The 16311-nt window shown below is 67.2% G+C and carries 16 protein-coding genes and 1 riboswitch; of the genes, 7 read left to right on the forward strand and 9 right to left on the reverse strand.

Annotated elements, in window-relative coordinates; translation table 11 throughout:
- The 7 genes from nusB to B3E94_RS05115 all read left to right on the forward strand — a co-directional run.
- A partial coding sequence (nusB, locus tag B3E94_RS05085; RefSeq protein ID WP_286912567.1) for a transcription antitermination factor NusB occupies positions 1-426 on the forward strand: 426 nt, incomplete at its 5' end.
- 18 nt (positions 427-444) lie between these two features.
- On the forward strand, positions 445-1404 hold the full coding sequence (gene thiL / locus B3E94_RS05090; protein WP_286912569.1) for a thiamine-phosphate kinase: 960 nt from the start codon (positions 445-447) through the stop codon (positions 1402-1404).
- Entirely contained in the window at positions 1401-1904 is a 504-nt protein-coding gene (locus B3E94_RS05095; protein ID WP_176517326.1) for a phosphatidylglycerophosphatase A family protein, read from the forward strand. Before thiL ends, B3E94_RS05095 begins: the two co-directional genes overlap by 4 nt.
- A 16-nt stretch (positions 1905-1920) precedes the next feature.
- On the forward strand, positions 1921-2664 hold the full coding sequence (locus tag B3E94_RS05100; RefSeq protein WP_236238033.1) for a substrate-binding periplasmic protein: 744 nt from the start codon (positions 1921-1923) through the stop codon (positions 2662-2664).
- Between the two features lie 173 nt (positions 2665-2837).
- Complete coding sequence (gene ribA, locus B3E94_RS05105) at positions 2838-3455, forward strand: GTP cyclohydrolase II (protein ID WP_176517328.1); 618 nt, start codon at positions 2838-2840, stop codon at positions 3453-3455.
- Positions 3452-3871, forward strand: a complete 420-nt coding sequence (locus B3E94_RS05110) for an MFS transporter (RefSeq protein WP_286912572.1) — start codon at positions 3452-3454, stop codon at positions 3869-3871. The genes ribA and B3E94_RS05110 overlap by 4 nt, the downstream gene beginning before the upstream one ends.
- Positions 3871-4683, forward strand: a complete 813-nt coding sequence (locus B3E94_RS05115) for a cobalamin-binding protein (protein ID WP_286912573.1) — start codon at positions 3871-3873, stop codon at positions 4681-4683. Before B3E94_RS05110 ends, B3E94_RS05115 begins: the two co-directional genes overlap by 1 nt.
- On the opposite strand, the gene B3E94_RS05120 is transcribed toward B3E94_RS05115, so the two are convergent.
- The 9 genes from B3E94_RS05120 to B3E94_RS05160 all read right to left on the reverse strand — a co-directional run bounded on the left by B3E94_RS05120 (position 4661) and on the right by B3E94_RS05160 (position 16222).
- Positions 4661-6532, reverse strand: coding sequence for a TonB-dependent receptor domain-containing protein (locus B3E94_RS05120; RefSeq protein WP_286912574.1), 1872 nt, complete (start codon positions 6530-6532; stop codon positions 4661-4663). The two genes, B3E94_RS05115 and B3E94_RS05120, sit on opposite strands and share 23 nt — an antisense overlap.
- A gap of 123 nt (positions 6533-6655) precedes the next feature.
- The gene (gene dxs / locus B3E94_RS05125) at positions 6656-8551 is read right to left on the reverse strand and encodes a 1-deoxy-D-xylulose-5-phosphate synthase (protein WP_286912575.1); all 1896 of its coding nucleotides are present in this window, start codon (positions 8549-8551) and stop codon (positions 6656-6658) included.
- A 102-nt stretch (positions 8552-8653) separates the two neighbouring features.
- The gene (ispA, locus tag B3E94_RS05130) at positions 8654-9541 is read right to left on the reverse strand and encodes a (2E,6E)-farnesyl diphosphate synthase (RefSeq protein ID WP_236238038.1); all 888 of its coding nucleotides are present in this window, start codon (positions 9539-9541) and stop codon (positions 8654-8656) included.
- Positions 9538-9780, reverse strand: a complete 243-nt coding sequence (locus B3E94_RS05135; RefSeq protein ID WP_133330127.1) for an exodeoxyribonuclease VII small subunit — start codon at positions 9778-9780, stop codon at positions 9538-9540. The genes ispA and B3E94_RS05135 overlap by 4 nt, the downstream gene beginning before the upstream one ends.
- A gap of 240 nt (positions 9781-10020) precedes the next feature.
- Entirely contained in the window at positions 10021-10668 is a 648-nt protein-coding gene (ribB, locus tag B3E94_RS05140; RefSeq protein ID WP_286912577.1) for a 3,4-dihydroxy-2-butanone-4-phosphate synthase, read from the reverse strand.
- 81 nt (positions 10669-10749) lie between these two features.
- A riboswitch (FMN riboswitch) is annotated at positions 10750-10891 on the reverse strand.
- A 74-nt stretch (positions 10892-10965) separates the two neighbouring features.
- The gene (locus tag B3E94_RS05145) at positions 10966-11856 is read right to left on the reverse strand and encodes an alpha/beta hydrolase (RefSeq protein ID WP_286912579.1); all 891 of its coding nucleotides are present in this window, start codon (positions 11854-11856) and stop codon (positions 10966-10968) included.
- 21 nt (positions 11857-11877) lie between these two features.
- Positions 11878-14109: a TonB-dependent siderophore receptor gene (locus tag B3E94_RS05150; protein WP_286912590.1), complete on the reverse strand. Its 2232-nt coding sequence runs from the start codon at positions 14107-14109 to the stop codon at positions 11878-11880.
- Positions 14110-14192: 83 nt separating this feature from the next.
- Positions 14193-15530 carry a HAMP domain-containing sensor histidine kinase gene (locus tag B3E94_RS05155; protein ID WP_176517337.1) on the reverse strand — a complete coding sequence of 446 codons (1338 nt, stop codon included), beginning with the start codon at positions 15528-15530 and terminating at the stop codon, positions 14193-14195.
- On the reverse strand, positions 15530-16222 hold the full coding sequence (locus B3E94_RS05160; RefSeq protein WP_286912581.1) for a response regulator transcription factor: 693 nt from the start codon (positions 16220-16222) through the stop codon (positions 15530-15532). The genes B3E94_RS05155 and B3E94_RS05160 overlap by 1 nt, the downstream gene beginning before the upstream one ends.
- Between the last annotated feature and the right edge of the window lie 89 nt (positions 16223-16311).

Below are 16311 nucleotides of genomic sequence, written 5' to 3' on the forward strand. Positions count from 1 at the left end.
GCCAAGCGCCGCGAAGCCCGCATGCTCGCGACCCAGGCGCTGTATCAGTGGCATATGGCCAGTGCCTCGCTGAACGAGATCGAAGCGCAGTTCCGGGTGGATAACGATTTCACCGATGTCGACGGTGCCTATTTCCGCGAGATCCTGCATGGGGTTCCGGCGATCAAGGGCGAAATCGACAAGGCGCTGGCGCCTTGCATGACCATCGCACTGGAAGAGCTCGACCCGGTCGAACTGGCCGTGCTGCGCCTGTCCACCTGGGAGTTGATCAAGCGCGTCGACGTTCCGTACCGCGTGGTGATCAACGAAGGCGTGGAACTGGCCAAGGTCTTCGGTGCCACCGACGGCCACAAGTTCGTCAACGGCGTGCTGGACAAGCTCGCGCCGTCGCTGCGCGAAGCAGAAGTCAAGGCGAACAAGCGCTGATCCTGGCGCTGCCTGATCATGGGTGAGTTCGAGCTGATCAACCATTACTTCGCCGCCGCGCCCTGTGCGCAGGGCGGCGAGGGCGTGGCCTTGGGGATCGGCGACGACTGCGCCCTGCTTGACCTTCCCCCCGGCGAGCAGCTGGCGGTGTCGACCGACACCCTGGTTGCCGGCGTGCATTTCCCCGCAGTCTGCGACCCGCGCCTGCTCGGCCAGCGCTCGTTGGCCGTGGCGGTCAGCGACCTGGCGGCCATGGGCGCCGAGGCCATCGGCTTCACCCTTGCCCTGACCTTGCCCGAAGTTGGCCCCACCTGGCTCGAGGCCTACGCCGACGGCCTCAGCCGCATGGCCCAGCGTTGCCGCATCAGCCTGATCGGCGGCGACACCACCCGCGGCCCGTTGAGCATCACCGTTACCGTGTTCGGCCGCGTGCCGGCTGGCCAGGCCCTGCGCCGCAGCGGCGCGCGGCCGGGCGACCTCTTGTGCGTGGGCGGCACGCTGGGCAAGGCGGCCGGTGCGCTGGCGCTGGTGCTCGGTGAGCGCGAGGCCCCGGCCGAACAGGCCGAGCCGCTGCTGGCCCACTACTGGTCACCGCTGCCCCAGCTGGAGCTTGGCCGGCGCTTGCGTGGCCTGGCCACCTCGGCCCTGGACATCTCCGACGGCCTGCTCGCCGACTGTGGGCACATCGCCAAGGCCTCTGCGGTCGCGCTCGAGGTGAACCTGGCCCAGGTGCCAGTGTCTCCTGCACTAGAGGCGTTTCTCGGCCGCGAAGGCGCCGTGCAGGCCGCGCTCACCGGTGGCGACGACTACGTGCTGGCATTCCCCTTGCCCGCCGATGCGCTGGCGGCCCTGGCGGGTTGCGAGGTGCATGTGGTCGGCCGCGTGCTCGCGGGCCAAGGGGTGACCCTGCGTGACCCGCAGGGCCTGGACATCATCCCCGTGCAACGGGGCTATCAACACTTTAGGGAGACACCGTGACCGACCACCCCAAACAGGTGCCTGCGGAGTTCGTTCCGCCATCGGTCTGGCGCAATCCGTGGCACTTCATCGCCTTTGGCTTCGGCTCCGGCACCCTGCCCAAGGCCCCGGGCACCTGGGGTTCGCTGGTGGCCATTCCGTTCATCCCGCTGTGGCAGATGCTGCCGGACTGGGGCTACTGGCTGCTGCTGGGCGTCACCATGCTGTTCGGCTTCTGGCTATGCGGCAAAGTCGCCAATGACTTGCGCGTGCACGACCATGAAGGCATTGTCTGGGACGAGATGGTCGGCATGTGGATCACCCTCTGGCTGGTGCCGGAAGGGTGGCAGTGGATCCTGGCAGGGTTCCTGATGTTCCGCTTCTTCGACATCCTCAAGCCATGGCCGATTCGCTGGATCGATCGCCATGTGCATGGCGGGGTCGGCATCATGCTCGACGATATCCTGGCCGGCGTGTTCGCCTGGCTGGGCATGCAGCTTCTGGTGTGGGCGGTAGGCTGAAACAGGGAGTGCTTCGATGGCCATAAGGACTGTGCTGCTGGCAATGCTGCTGACCCTGGCTCCCTGGGTGGCAGCAGCCGATGACGTGCCCAGGCAGATCCATCTGGTCAGTGAAGAATGGGCCGACTACACCAATGCCGATGGTACCGGCGTGGCCTGGGATGTACTGCGCAAGGTGTTCGAGCCGGCTGGGGTCAAGGTGGTGGCCCAGGGCGTGCCCTACAGCCGCGCGGTCGGGCTGGTGAAGCGCGGCGAAGCGGATGCCTGGGTCGGCTCGTACAAGGAAGAGAGCGACGACAATTTCTACCCCCGCTGGCACTTCGACATGGACCACATCTATGCCCTGGGGCTTGCCAGCAAGCCGGTGCCGACCCATGAAACGGTCGGCAACTACCGCCTGGCCTGGGTACGCGGCTATGACTACGCCAGCTACCTGCCCAACGTGCACAACTTCCGTGAAATCCAGCGCCGCGAAGGCATCCTGCCGATGCTCGAGCATGACCGCGTGGACTTCTACATCGATGCGCAGACCGAGGTCGACTACGTGCTGGGGCAGAGTTCGCAGCCCGAGCGCTTTCGCCGCACCCATGTCGCCGAACTGCCGTTGTACCTGGCCTTTGCCCGCAACGATCAGGCCAGGGCCCTGCGCGACCTGTTCGACCGGCGCATGGCTGAGCTTGTGCGCAGCGGCGAGCTGAAGCCGATCTTCGAGCACTGGAAGCAGCCGTATCCGTTTACACCCGACAGCAAGCCGCAGTAATCGAGAGCGCTAGCGCCGGCAAGCCGGCTCCCACAGGTGGTGGGGGAGCGCTGCCAGGCAACCTAAGCATCGAACTTTTCGATCTTAAGCCACGGTATTCAACGAGCGCACAGGCGCCAACCTGCTGATACAATCGCTTCACGAGAAATTTCCTACTTATCCAGGAGCACAACGTGCCCGTCGTCTTTGTTGCCGCCTCTAAACTCCCGACCCCTTTTGCGACTTTCACCATGCATGGCTTTCTCGACGAAGCCACTGGCCGTGAGCACGTGGTGCTCAGCCTGGGTGATTTCGCCGACGGCGAGCCGGTGCTGGGGCGCCTGCACTCCGAGTGCCTGACTGGCGATGCCCTGTTCAGCCAGCGGTGCGACTGCGGTTCGCAGCTGGAAGCCGCGTTGCAGGCGATTGCCCGCGAAGGCCGTGGCGTGCTGCTGTACCTGCGCCAGGAAGGCCGTGGCATCGGCCTGTTGAACAAGATTCGCGCCTACGAACTGCAAGACGGTGGCGCTGACACCGTCGAGGCCAACGAGCGTCTGGGTTTTGCCGCCGACCAGCGTGACTACGCCATGTGCCTGCCGATGCTCGAGCACCTGGGCGTGAAGGCGCTGCGCCTGATGACCAACAACCCACGCAAGGTCAAGGCGCTGACCGACATGAACATCAAGGTTGCCGAGCGTGTGCCGCTGCACACCGGCCACAACCCGCACAACCGTTACTACCTGGCCACCAAGGCCGGCAAGCTCGGCCACATGCTGGGCAACGAGCACCAGGGCGAGGTGCCCCAGGCGTGACCCGCGGCCAGGTGAAGCGGCGCCTGGCGCTGGCCTGGTGGCAATACCTGGCGGTCGGCCTGGTGCCGCTGCCGGTGATGGCCTGGGCCTTTGGCGGTGGCGAGGCGCTGATCCCGGTGCTGGCCATGCCGCTGTTCATCGCCGGCGCGGCGACCATGTTCCTCAGCCTGCCGCGCTTCGGCGCCTACAAGCGCGCCCTGATCGCCACCTCCAAGGTACTCGGCAGCGCCGAGGAGCCGGCCGCGTGGATCGAGCTGGCGCGCGTGCGGCGCATGGCCATGCTGTACGCCTGCTTCCCGGCCTGGGTCGGCGCCTTGTCGGTGCTGGTGGGGCTCGAAGCCGTGCCGCAGATCCTGCTGGCGCTGTCTACCGTGGTGCTGCTCTACCTCTATCGCATCCCGCGTCAGTTGGGTTGATGCGCATCCTGCTCGGCTTGCTGGCATGGCTGGCCTGCAGCGCACAGGCCGGTGAGCCGCTGCGGGTCGTCAGCCTTGCCCCCTCGATGAGTGAAATCATGCTCGAACTGCAGGCCGACGACCTGCTGGTGGGCGTGCTCGACGGCGGCGAACGGCCCGCCGCGCTGGCCAGCCTGCCTTCGGTGGGGCGCCAGGGGCAGCTGGACATGGAGCGCCTGCTCAGCCTCAAGCCGGACTTGCTGCTGCTGTGGCGCGGCAGCGTCGCCGCCGCCCAGCGCGACCAGCTCAAGCGCCTGGGCATCGCCACCTACAGCGCCGAACCCCATGACCTGGACCAGTTGCTCGCGCAGATCGAGGCCATCGCCGTGCGGGTCGGGCGCGCGGAGCAGGGGCGGCGCTATGTGGCGGCCCTGGGCGAGCGCCTGCGCCAGTTGCGCCAGCAGTATCGGCGCGCCGAGCCGCTGCGGGTGTTCTATCAGGTCTGGGACCGGCCGCTGTACACCCTGGGTGGCGGGCAGGTGGTCAGCGATGCCCTGGCGGTGTGTGGTGCGCGCAACATCTTTGCCGACCTCAGCCAGCCTGCGCCGCAGGTCAACGTGGAATCGGTGCTGTTGCGTGACCCGCAGGTGATCCTGGCGGCTGACGCGGCGCAGTTGGCCAGCTGGAAAGCCTGGCCACGCCTGAGCGCGGTGGCAGGTGAGGGTTTGTTGGTGGTGCCGGACAAAGGGCTGGAGCGGCCCAGCGGGCAGATGATCGAAGCCACCGCCCGCCTGTGCGCGCTGCTGGCGGCTAGAGCGCCGGCGTCCAGGTGACGCTGAACAGCGCCGTGCGGCCTTCTTCGCGGTAGTCGTAGTTGTTGGCATCGAAGCTGTACTGTGCCCGGCTGTAGGCCTTGTCGAGCAGGTTATCCAGCTTCACTTCCAGCTTCAGCTCATCCGTTGGGGCCCAGCCGCCGCGCAGGCCGAACAGGCCATAGCCGCCCAGGCGGTTGCGATTGGCCTCGTCGTCGTAGCTGGCGCTGACCGCCTGCCAACTGCCGCCAACCGTGAAGCGCTCGAACTGGCGATCCAGGTCCAGGCTCAAGGTGCGCCGTGCGCGGCGGGCGAGGGTATGGCCGCTGTCGCGGTCGCGTGGGTCGATCAGGGCCAGGCCAAGCTGGCTGCGCCATTGCCCCCACTGTTGCTCCAGCGCCACTTCCAAGCCGTTGATGCGTGCCGAGGCGACGTTGCGCGGGATCGAGCCTTCGCCAAAGATGATCGCGTCCTGCAGGTCGGTGCGGTACAGCGACGTCTCCAGGCGGCTGTCGGGCGTGAGCTGGCTGCGCCACTGCAGTTCGTAGCTTTTCGACCGCTCAGGCTTGAGGTCCGGGTTGCTGTACTGCGGGTAGTACAGGTCGTTGAAGGTAGGCGCGCGGAAGCCTTCGCTGTAGGACAGCAGCACATCGTTCTGTGCGTTGAGCGGCACGGTGAGGCTGCCACTCCAGGTGGTCTGGCCACCGAACTGCTGGTTCTGGTCGCGGCGCACGCCCACTTCGGTGGAAAACTGCTCGCCACTGAAGCGGTGCTGGATGAACGCGGCACGGTTCCAGCGGCTGTCCTCGGTGAACTCGGTGCTGCCGTGCACGCGGTCTTGGTACCAGTCGCCGCCGATCAGCAGGTTGTGCTGGTCGCTCAGGGCCAGGTCGTTCTGCCAGGTGGCCTGGTCGCGGTAGGTGTTGAAGACGAAACGTTCGTCGCTCAGCTTGTCGCGTTTGTCATCGCGGTTTTCGCTGTGGGCCAGCTCCAGGCGCGAGTGCCAGAGGTCGTTGAGCTGGGCGTCGAAGTAGGTGCCGACACTGCTGACGACAAAATCGGTGTAGGGCTTTTGCCCGACGCTTTCGAAGGTGTCCATGTCGAAGCGGCCGAAGGGGTTGTCGTATTCGCTGCGGCCACGGCTGTCGAGCAGGTTCAGCCCTGCCTCGAAGCGCTCGCCGAAGGTGTGGCTCAGGCTCAGGTTGAATGACTTGTTGCGATAGGCGTCATGGTCGCCGTCGCTGGCGAACGATGGCCCGGTCGAGTCGATACCAGCCGTTTCATCGAGGCTTGCGCCCAGGTTGAAGCGCGTTGCGCCGTCACCGCCGGATAGCCCCAGGCTGCGCTGGAACGTCTGGTTGCTGCCGGCCGCCAGGCGCAGGCGCGGCTGCAGGCCCTGGCCCGTGCCGCGGCGGGTGAAGATCTGGATGACCCCACCGATGGCGTCGCTGCCGTAGATGGCCGAACGCGAGCCGCGCAGCACTTCGACGCGCTCGATCTGGTCGACATCGAGAAACTGCAGGCCGCTGTCGCCGGAGGTGGCGTTGGCAATGCGCACGCCATCGACCAGCACCAGGCTCTGGGCGGCCTTGGTGCCGCGGATGAAGATACCCGGCAGGCTGCCGCGGCCACCGGTGGGGGCGACCTGGACGCCGGGCACGCGGGTCAGCAGGTCGGTGACGCTGCTCGGTTGCAGGCGGTCGATGTCGCTGCGGGTGAACACGGTGTTGGCGGCGCTGGTGGCGGTGCGTGATTCGACCTGGCGGTTGGCGCTGATCAGCACGTCGGGGAGTTTCAGCGCGTCGTCGCGTTCGCTGGCCAGCAGCGGGATGGGCAGGCAGAGCAGGGTGGTAAAGGTCGAGATTTTCATCGAGGCGTCCAAAGCAATCGCCGGCAAGCCGGCTCCCACAGGTACCCCATGGCCCTCGCGGCCGGTGAAGTTCATGTGGGAGCCGGCTTGCCGGCGATGGGCCGCACAGCGGCCCCAAGTGTTCTACAGGCCCAGCTTGGCCATCCGAGCCTTCACCGAAGCCTCGATCCCGGCAGCATCCAGCCCACATTCGGCCAGCATCTGCGCCGGCTTGGCATGCTCGACGTAGACGTCCGGCAGCCCCAGGTGCAGCAGTGGCTTGACCACGGCCTGGCTGGCCAGGAACTCGCCCACGGCAGCACCGGCGCCGCCCATGATGGCGTTTTCCTCGATGGTCACCAGCAGCTCGTGGCTAGCTGCCAGTTCCAGCACCAGGGCCTCGTCCAGCGGCTTGACGAAACGCATGTCGACCACCGTGGCGTTGATCTGCTCGGCCACCTGCAGGGCCTCGGCCAGCTGCACGCCGAACACCAGCAGGGCTACTTTCTCGCCCTGGCGGCGAACCACGCCCTTGCCGATTTCCAGCGGTTCCAGGTCGGCGCTGATCGGCGCATTGGGGCCGGTGCCACGCGGGTAGCGCACGGCCGCCGGGCCGTTGTACAGGTGGCCGGTGCTGAGCATCTTGCGCAGTTCGTTCTCGTCGCTCGGGGTCATCACCAGCATGCCGGGGATGCAGCGCAGGTACGACAGGTCGTAGCTGCCGGCGTGGGTCGGGCCGTCTTCGCCGACCAGGCCTGCGCGGTCGATGGCGAACAGCACGTCGAGGTTCTGCACCGCCACGTCGTGGATCAGCTGGTCATAGGCGCGCTGCAGGAAGGTGGAGTAGATCGCCACCACCGGCTTGCTGCCTTCGCAGGCCATGCCCGCGGCGAGGGTAACGGCGTGCTGCTCGGCGATCGCCACATCGAAGTAGCGCTCTGGGTAGCGTTCGCTGAACGCGACCAGGTCGGAGCCTTCCTTCATCGCAGGCGTGATGCCCACCAGGCGCTTGTCGGCGGCGGCCATGTCGCACAGCCACTGGCCGAACACCGCGGAGTACTTCGGCCCGCTGGGCTTCTTCGGCGCAGCCGGCTTGTCGGCAGGCTCGAGCTTGGTGATGGCGTGGTAGCCGATCGGGTCGATCTCGGCCGGGGCGAAGCCCTTGCCCTTCTTGGTCACCACGTGCAGGAACTGCGGGCCCTTGAGGTCACGCATGTTGCGCAGGGTGGCGATCATGGTCGGCAGGTCGTGGCCGTCGATCGGGCCGATGTAGTTCCAGCCCAGCTCTTCGAACAGAGTGCCGGGGGCCAGCATGCCCTTGGCGTATTCCTCGGTGCGGCGGGCGATTTCCCAGGCGCCAGGCAGGCGCGACAGCACTTTCTTGCTGCCTTCGCGCATGCTCGAGTAGGTGCGGCTGGAGAGAATCTTGGCCAGGTAGTTGGACAGGCCGCCGACATTGCGCGAAATCGACATGTCGTTGTCGTTGAGGATCACCAGCATGTTGGCGTCGACTTCCTGGGCGTGGTTCAACGCCTCGAACGCCATGCCGGCGGTGAGCGCGCCGTCGCCGATCACCGCGATCGACTTGCGCGCGCTGTTCTGCAGGCGGGCGGCGATGGCCATGCCCAGTGCGGCGCTGATCGAGGTGCTGGAGTGGCCAACGCCAAAGGTGTCGTACTCGCTCTCGCTGCGGCGCGGGAAGGCGGCGATGCCGTCCTTCTGGCGCAGGGTCAGCATGCGCTGGCGCCGGCCGGTGAGGATCTTGTGCGGGTAGGCCTGGTGGCCGACGTCCCACACCAGCCGGTCGTCCGGGGTGTCGAAGACGTAGTGCAGGGCGATCGTCAGCTCGATGACGCCCAGGCCGGCGCCGAAATGCCCACCGGTCTGACCAACGGTATAGAGCAACTCCTGGCGCAATTCGTCGGCCAGGGTCTCCAGGTCGGCTTCGGCCAGCCGGCGCAGGCCGGCAGGCGTGTCAGCGCGGTCGAGCAACGGCGTGACCGGGCGTTCGCGGGGGATCTCTTGAAACGTCGTGGGCATCAGGCGAGTCGTTATGGATGTTTAAGACGCGGCAGTTTACCCCATTGTGGGAAATACTGCCCATTCAGACAGGGCGCGGATTGGGCCGCAAAGCGGCCCCGATCAGTGGCGGCGCTCGACGATGTAGCGCGCCAGGGCCCGCAGCGGTTCGGCATTTTCGCCAAACCCCTGGAGTGCGACCAGCGCCTGGTCGCGCAGTTCGATCGCATAGGCCTTGGCCGCCTCCAGCCCGAGCAGGGCCGGGTAGGTCGGCTTGTCGCGGGCGACGTCGGCCCCCTGGCGCTTGCCGAGGGTGGCGGTATCGCTTTCCACGTCGAGGATGTCGTCCTGCACCTGGAACGCCAGGCCGATCGCCTGGGCGTAGGCCTGCAGGGCATCGAGCTGCGCCTGCTCGGCGCGGCCGCTGGCCAGGGCGCCGAGGCGCACGCTGGCTTCGATCAGCGCACCGGTCTTGTGCCGGTGCATGTATTCCAGGGCCTGCTGGTCCAGCTTCAGGCCCACCGAGCCAAGGTCGATGGCCTGGCCGCCGACCATGCCGGCCGGGCCTGCGGCCTTGGCCAGGGCCTGCACCATGGCCAGGCGGATGGCGTCGGATTGCGGGCTCAGGCGTGGGTCGAGCAGGGCGCCGAAGGCCAGGCTCTGCAGGCCGTCACCGGCGAGGATCGCGCAGGCTTCGTCGAAGGCCTTGTGGGTGGTCGGCTGGCCGCGGCGCAGGTCGTCGTCGTCCATCGCCGGCAGGTCGTCATGCACCAGTGAATAGGCATGGATCAGCTCCACCGCGCAGGCGGCGCCATTGGCCTGCTCGGCCGGCACACCGAGCGCTTCGCAGGCAGCGTAGGCGAGCAGCGGGCGCACGCGCTTGCCGCCGTTCATCACGCTGTAGCGCATCGCCGCATACAGGCGCTCGAGCTCTTTGGAAGGGGCGACGAACAGCGGTTCGAGGGCCGCGTCGACACGCGCCTGGCTGCTGGCCTGGTAAGCGCTGATCATTCTTCTGGCTCCGCATCGAAGGGCTGCGCGGCGAGCTCGCCGTCGCGCTCCAGGAGAATCTGCACTTTCTGCTCGGCCTGGGCCAGGGCGCCCTGGCAATCGCGGGTCAGGGCGATGCCTTGCTCGAAGGCGGCCAGCGAGTCTTCCAGCGACAACTCGCCGTTCTCCAGGCGCTCGACCAGGGCTTGCAGGTCGGCGAGGGATTGCTCGAAATCGATGGAGGCTTTTTTGCGGGCCATGGCGACGGGTCTCGGTGGCTGGTCAGAACGGCGCGACACTAGCAGAGCGGGGCGGGGGGAGCAAACTTCAGGCAGGCTGAGGCTGGATTTACCGGCCTCTTCGCGGGGCAAGCCCGCTCCCACAAGCACGCCACCTGGACTGCCCCCAAGGTTGGATGGGTGTCCAACTTCTTGGGGGCACTCCACTTGTGGGAGCGGGCTTGCCCCGCGAATGGGCCGCAAAGCGGCCCCGGCGATGGATCAGGCGGGCAGCGCTTCGCGTGCCACCATCGCCTGGCGATAGCGCGCCAACTCTTCGATGGTCAGCACCGGCAAGTTGTATTGCCGTGCATACACCGCCACCTGCTCGCCACGGGCCATGCTGCCGTCAGGGTTCATCAGCTCGCACAAGACCGCCGCCGGCCGCAGCCCGGCCAGGCGCGCCAGGTCCACCGAGCCTTCGGTATGGCCGCGACGGGCCAGCACCCCACCATTGCGCGCGCGCAGCGGGAACACATGGCCTGGGCTGACGATATGGCGCTGGTCGGCGGTCGAGCGCAGCGCCGCTTCGATGGTGGTGATGCGGTCCTGGGCGCAAACGCCAGTGCTCACGCCTTCGGCGGCTTCGATGGTGACGGTGAAGCCGGTGCCGTGGCGGGCCTGGTTGTTCTGCACCATCGGCGCCAGCTGCAGGGCGTCGACGGTGGCTTCGTCCAGGCACAGGCAGACGATGCCGCTGCAGTCGCGGATCATCATGGCCATGGTCTGCAGCGAGAGGTTTTCGGCGGCGGCAACGATGTCCGCTTCGTCCTCGCGGTCGTCATCGTCGAGCAGCAGCACAGGGCGCCCGGCCTGGAAGGCGGCGATGGCGGCGGACACATTGGGGAATTGCGGGTGTTGGGTGGACATGAAACGCTCCTCGTGATTGATCGATGAACGTCTCGGGGCGAACAAAATGCGCGCGCAGGGGCGCCCGAAATGGCCCCTGCCTGACGCCTTCTTTCATCCGGACTATGACCGTCGGCTCTGGAGTCGCACCAGATCTGCTGACCCCCGGCATGGCCGGGGCGCTCGCGGGCTCATCTTTCGATTTACCGCCGGTGGGGACTTTCACCCCGCCCTGAAGACCGGGCAAGCATACAGCACTGTGCCACCCTGCTGGCAACCCGCCCGGCTACGACCTTCGGCGATAGGGCCGGCGCCGTTCTACTGCGACAGGCCCTCGATCACCTTCTTCAGCGAAGCCGGCAACATCGGCCCATGCCCCAGCCCCTCGAAGCGTTCGAAGCGCACCTGCAGCCCTGGCACCTTGGCCAGGTCCGCCGCCAGCTCCCGCGCTGGCCGCGCCACATCACCTTGCACCTGCGCACGTGGGTTGGCCGGCTCCTCCCCGCCGCGCATCAGCAGCAGCCTTGGCCGGCTGTCACCCAGGCGCTGCTGCAAGCCCTGCGCTTCACGCACGATGGCCCCGTCGTGCCACCACAACGAGGGGCTGGCTGCCGCGTAGTCGCTGAACGCGCCCGGCCGGGTGAACAGCGCATGCAACACCGCCAAGCCGCCATAGGAATGCCCCCACAGCGTCTGGTGTTGCAGGTCGATCGGTGCCAGCTCGGCCACCATCGGCCGCATGCGCAGGGTCAGCAGGTCGAGAAATGCATCGACGCCGCCGCTGGGCTGGCCGGTCAGCGGGTCGCGCTGTTCGGCTTGCCCAGGCAGCGCCGGGGTGTAGTCGAAGGTGCGGCCGGCGCGTTCGATGCGTTGCTCGGTCTGGTAACCCACGGCCACCAGCAGTGGCGCCCGGCCTGCGGCGAGCCGGCGCAGCTGTTCACGGTCCAGGGCGCCCAGCGCGGCATTGCCGTCGAGCATCCACAGCACCGGATAGCCGGCAGCCGGCGCCGGGCGATCGGGTTTGCCGACCCACAGCCGGTAATGGCGCTGGCCGTCGGCCGAGTCCAGGTCGAGCTGGCTGAAGCGGTAGGCCAGGTCCTGGCGCTGCAGCAGCGAAGTGTCCATCTTCTGCTCGCGCGCCGGCTGCGCCAGGGCGGCCGGGGCGCTGAGGGCCAGTGCCAGGGCCAGGTACAACGGCATCTTGCTCATCGGGCAATACTCGTCTTGGGGTCAGAACGACGCGGTGAGGCTGGTGTACAGGGTGCGCCCCGGTTCGTTGTAGGTGGCCGCGCCAGCCCCTTCGATGCCGTTCACGCCCTGGGCGTTGCCGGCCCGGTACAGGCGCTTGTCGAACAGGTTGTCGATGCCGGCGGTCAGGCTCAGGTGCTTGCTCAGCGCATAGGTGCCGCTGGCGCCCACCAGGGCGTAGGGCGCCAGCTGGTCGTTGGCGGAGCCGGTGACGCGTTCGCCGTGGTAGTCGTACTTCTTCGGCTTCTGCTTGCCGTACCAGGCCACGCTCAGTTGCAGCGACAGGTCATCGCTGGCTTGCCAGTCGAGCATCGAGTTGAGGGTGTAGGCCGGGGTCACCGACAGGGTCTCGCCGGTTTCCTTGTTCTTCGACTGCAGCATGTAGGTGAGGTTGTTGCTCCACTTCAGCTGTTCGCTCAACGGGATGGTCAGGGTGCCTTCCAGCCCTTCGACCACGGCCTTGGGGATGTTTTCCCACTGGTAGACCGCCGCGTTGGCGTAGCTGCCGCTGCCGCCGATCGCGCTGCCGATCGGGCTCAGGCCGGAGTCGATCTTGTTCTTGTAGTCGTTGCGAAAGTAGGTCAGGCCCGCGACCCAGCCATCACGCTGGTACTCGATCCCCAGCTCCTTGTTGATGCTGGTTTCGGCCTTGAGGCTGTCGTTGCCTTGCAGGTAGCAGCTGGTGCTCTGCCCGTAGCAGCCCTGGCCGCGGCTGTAGAGCAGGTAGTCGGGGTTGAGCTGGTACAGGTTCGGCGCCTTGTAGGCACGGGCGATGCCGGCCTTCAGGGTGAGGGTGTCGGTCAGCGCGTGGGACAGGTTCAGCGACGGGCTCCAGTTGTCGCCGACGATGCTGTGGTGGTCGAAGCGCAGGGCCGGGGTGAGCATGGTGCCCGGCAGCACTTCGATGTTGTCTTCGGCGAACAGCGAGAAGATCTGCGCTTGCGAGCTGGTGTCACGGCCGCTGCTGGGCAGGCCGCCGATGGCGCCGCCTTCGCTGGTGCTCTGGGTGTTGGCGCTGGGGTCGTCGAGCTTTTGCTGGGTCCATTCGCTACCCAGGGTCAGGGTCTGGTCGCGCCAGGCGTGCAGCGGCAGGTTCAGCTCGCCGTGGGCGGTCAGGTCGCGCAGGGTCGAGGTGTAGAAGTCGGTGTTGCTGAAAATACCTTCGGTGCCGCCGGCCAGGCCTTCGTTGATGCGCTGGTTGCGGGTCTTTTCATATTGCAGGTAGGCCATGCTGCTGCCGAAGTCCCAGTCGCCGCGGTGGGTGAGGGCGAAGTTCTCGCGGTAGAGGATGTTGGTTTCCTTGCCCAGCATGTTCTTTACGTTGGCGTTGGAGTTGGTGTTCTGGGTATCGCCGGTGTAGATGTTGCCCTGGCGGCTGAAGCCGGCTTCCAATTCCAGAGTCTGCTCTGGGGTCAGGTGCCAGCTCAGCAGGCCATTGACGTCCTTGTTGCGCACGCCTTCGCGGCCTGCGGGCAGGGTGCCGGCCTGGTTGCCGGTGCGCGCGGACTCATGGCCGGCGTTGATGTCCCAGTCGTCCGCGTCGGTCTTGGCGACGTTGCCGTAGACGCGGTAGCTGAGCGTGTCGGTGAGCGGGCCGTTGAGGCCGAAGCTCACGCGTTTGGTGGCGCCTTCGTCGCCGTGCTGGGGGAAGTTCTGGTACACGGTCATGTTGCCGTGGGTTTCGCCGGAGGCCTGCTTGGTGATGATGTTCACCACCCCGCCCATGGCGCCGGAGCCGTAGCGCGCCGCAGCCGGGCCACGGATCACTTCGATGCGCTCGACCTGGTCGGCCGGCACCCAGTTGGTGTCACCGCGCGAGTCGCGCTCGCCACGCCAGCCATAGCGCACCGAGCTGCGGCTGCTGACCGGCTTGCCATCGACCAGGATCAAGGTGTTCTCCGGGCCCATGCCACGGATGTCGATCTGCCGGTTGTTGCCGCGCTGGCCGCTGGTGGAGTTGCCGGTCAGGTTGACCCCGGGCATGGTGCGGATGATCTGCGACAGGTCGTTGGCCGGTGGGCGCTTCTTGATGTCCTCGGCGGTGATGATCGACACCCCCGGCGCCTGCTTGGTCTCTTCCAGCGCGGTGGCCACCACGTTCTGGCTTTCCAGCTCGATCGGCGCGGGCTGGTCGTTGGCGGCGTGCACGGCGCTGCTAAGCAGGCAACTGGAGAGCAGCAGGAAGGGGGCGAAAGGCAGCGGGCGGGGCAACATCATCGATCTCCGGAGCAACGGGCGGAAGGCAAGAGATCGTGGATGATAATTACTCTTAATTGAGAGTAAAGCGCATTAACTTTCTAAACATTTGCAGCGCTCGGCAGCAGCAGGTGCAGGCACAGCCCAGGGTGGCCATTGCTGGCCCACAGCTTGCCGCCTTGCAGCTCGACGGCGCGGCGGGCGATGGCCAGGCCCAGGCCGAAACCGGCGCCGCTGCCGGCCAGGCGCTGGTAGGGCTGGAAGATGCGCTGCAGCTCATCGTGGGGCACGCCGGGGCCCTGGTCGCTCAGGCGCAGGTGCCAGCAATCGCCCTCGCGCCAGCCATCCAGGCTGACCCGGCCGCCCTCCGGCGAATGGCGGATGGCGTTGCGCAGCAGGTTCTCCAGGGCCTGGGCCAGGCTGTCGAGGTGGGCCTGCACCACGCAGTCGGTGCCCAGCGAGCAGGGCAGGCGGGCGAGGCTCCAGCCACTTTCGAAGCTGCTGTCCTGGCACAGCGCTTCCCACACCGACAGCACCAGCACCGGCTCGGTTGGCAGCTGCGGCTGTTCGGTGTCCAGCCAGGCCAGGTCGAGGGTGTCTTCGAGCAGCTTCTGCATATCGCCTACCTCGCGGTCCAGGCGCTCGCGCAGCTGCGCCGGCGGCAGGCCGCTGTCGTGGGCGATGCGCAGGCGTGCCAGCGGCGTGCGCAGCTCGTGGGACAGCGTGCGCAGCAGCAGGCGTTGCTGCTCCAGGCTCTGGCGCAGGCGGCCGGCCATGTGCTCGAAGGCCTGGGCCAGTTCGCCGAGTTCGTCGCGGCGCTTTTGCAGGGCCAGGCCAGGGCTTTGCAGGTCGTCGGCGCGCAAGGCGTCGGCGCGGTCGCGCAGGCGGTTGAGCGGTGCCACCAGGTGGCGATACAGCGCCAGGCCCATCAGCAGCGCAAGCAGTGCGGGAGCCACGCCGTGGGTGATGACGTGGGTCCAGGGGGTGAGGCCGGTGGGCAGCAGGCGCTCGGGTAGCTGGATGACCAGGCGGCCGTCCTGCGGGCGTTCGGGGAAGGCGATGCTGACGTAGGGCAGTTCGTCCTGCAGGCGCCGGCTCATGGGCCAGTCGAGCTTGCGCATGAAGGTCAGGTGGCTGGCGTCCTCGGCGCTCAGCGGCGTGCTGGCGAGGCTTTCCAGGCGCGGGCCGACCAGCGCCACCCAGGTGTCTTCAGCCTGTTCGAGCTGGCGGCGATAGGCTTCGGCGCCGGCTGCACCGCCTTGGCGCCAGGCGCTTTCGGCCTGCTGTGCATAACGTGCCAGGTAGTCCTGGTCGGCAGGGGCGAGGAAGTAGGTGCTGCGCTCCACCGACAGGCCCCAGGTCCAGATCAGCCAGGTCAGCAGCAGGCAGAAAGCCACCTGCAGCAACGCCAGTTTCCACAGTAGCGGGTGACGACGCATCAGCGGTTTTCCGTGTTCACCAGGATGTAGCCCTGGCCGCGCACCGCCTGGATCTGCAGGTGCTGGGCGCCGATGTCGGCGAGTTTGCGGCGCAGGTTGCAGACGTGCACATCGAGGCCGCGGTCCAGGCGGGTGTAGGCCCGGTGCAGCACGGTCTGGTAGAGGAATGCCTTGCTCAGCGCTTCGCCGGGGTGGGCGTGCAGCGTGGCCAGCAGGCGAAACTCCGAGCCGGTCAGGCCGGCGTCCTGGCCGTGGTGGCTGGCGTCCTGGCGGTCGGCATCGAGGGTCACCGAGCTATCGCTGCGCGGCTGGGCCGGCTGGCGGTCGAGGGCAACCCGGCGCAGCAGGGCGTCCATGCGGGCATCGAGCTCGGCGAGGCTGAAGGGTTTGGGCAGGTAGTCGTCGGCACCGCGGGTGAAGCCGCTGATGCGGTCCTGCTCGGCGCCCAGGGCCGACATCAGCATCACCGGCACGGCCTGCTGGCGGCGCAGTTGGTCGAGCAGGCTGAGGCCGTCGATGCCCGGCAGCATGATGTCCAGCAGCACCAGGTCGAAGCGCTGGTGTTGCATGGCGTTCAGCGCCTGGGTGCCGGTGGCGCAGGCGTGAACCCGCAAGCCACGGTGGATGAAGTGGCGTTCCAGGTCGTGGCGCAGGTGGGTGTCGTCTTCGGCGAGCAGCAGGTGGGTGGGCACGGCGTGGCCTTGAATGAGAATTCGTATCAATTACGAATCATCCCACTGCAGCGGGCGTCGAGCAATGCCCAGCCGTGCTTAATACCTGC

Origin of the sequence: Pseudomonas sp. UBA6315 (assembly GCF_002438125.1) — a bacterium.
Classification (GTDB): domain Bacteria; phylum Pseudomonadota; class Gammaproteobacteria; order Pseudomonadales; family Pseudomonadaceae; genus Aquipseudomonas; species Aquipseudomonas faucium.

Bases quoted from the DNA above. Each gene is read 5' to 3' on its own strand.
- B3E94_RS05120 (WP_286912574.1), bottom strand. From the start codon at position 6,532: ATGAAAATCTCGACCTTTACCACCCTGCTCTGCCTGCCCATCCCGCTG.
- ispA (WP_236238038.1), bottom strand. From the start codon at position 9,541: ATGATCAGCGCTTACCAGGCCAGCAGCCAGGCGCGTGTCGACGCGGCC.
- B3E94_RS05100 (WP_236238033.1), top strand. From the start codon at position 1,921: ATGGCCATAAGGACTGTGCTGCTGGCAATGCTGCTGACCCTGGCTCCC.
- ribB (WP_286912577.1), bottom strand. From the start codon at position 10,668: ATGTCCACCCAACACCCGCAATTCCCCAATGTGTCCGCCGCCATCGCC.
- B3E94_RS05155 (WP_176517337.1), bottom strand. From the start codon at position 15,530: ATGCGTCGTCACCCGCTACTGTGGAAACTGGCGTTGCTGCAGGTGGCT.
- thiL (WP_286912569.1), top strand. From the start codon at position 445: ATGGGTGAGTTCGAGCTGATCAACCATTACTTCGCCGCCGCGCCCTGT.
- B3E94_RS05150 (WP_286912590.1), bottom strand. From the start codon at position 14,109: ATGTTGCCCCGCCCGCTGCCTTTCGCCCCCTTCCTGCTGCTCTCCAGT.
- B3E94_RS05115 (WP_286912573.1), top strand. From the start codon at position 3,871: ATGCGCATCCTGCTCGGCTTGCTGGCATGGCTGGCCTGCAGCGCACAG.
- dxs (WP_286912575.1), bottom strand. From the start codon at position 8,551: ATGCCCACGACGTTTCAAGAGATCCCCCGCGAACGCCCGGTCACGCCG.
- B3E94_RS05135 (WP_133330127.1), bottom strand. From the start codon at position 9,780: ATGGCCCGCAAAAAAGCCTCCATCGATTTCGAGCAATCCCTCGCCGAC.
- B3E94_RS05145 (WP_286912579.1), bottom strand. From the start codon at position 11,856: ATGAGCAAGATGCCGTTGTACCTGGCCCTGGCACTGGCCCTCAGCGCC.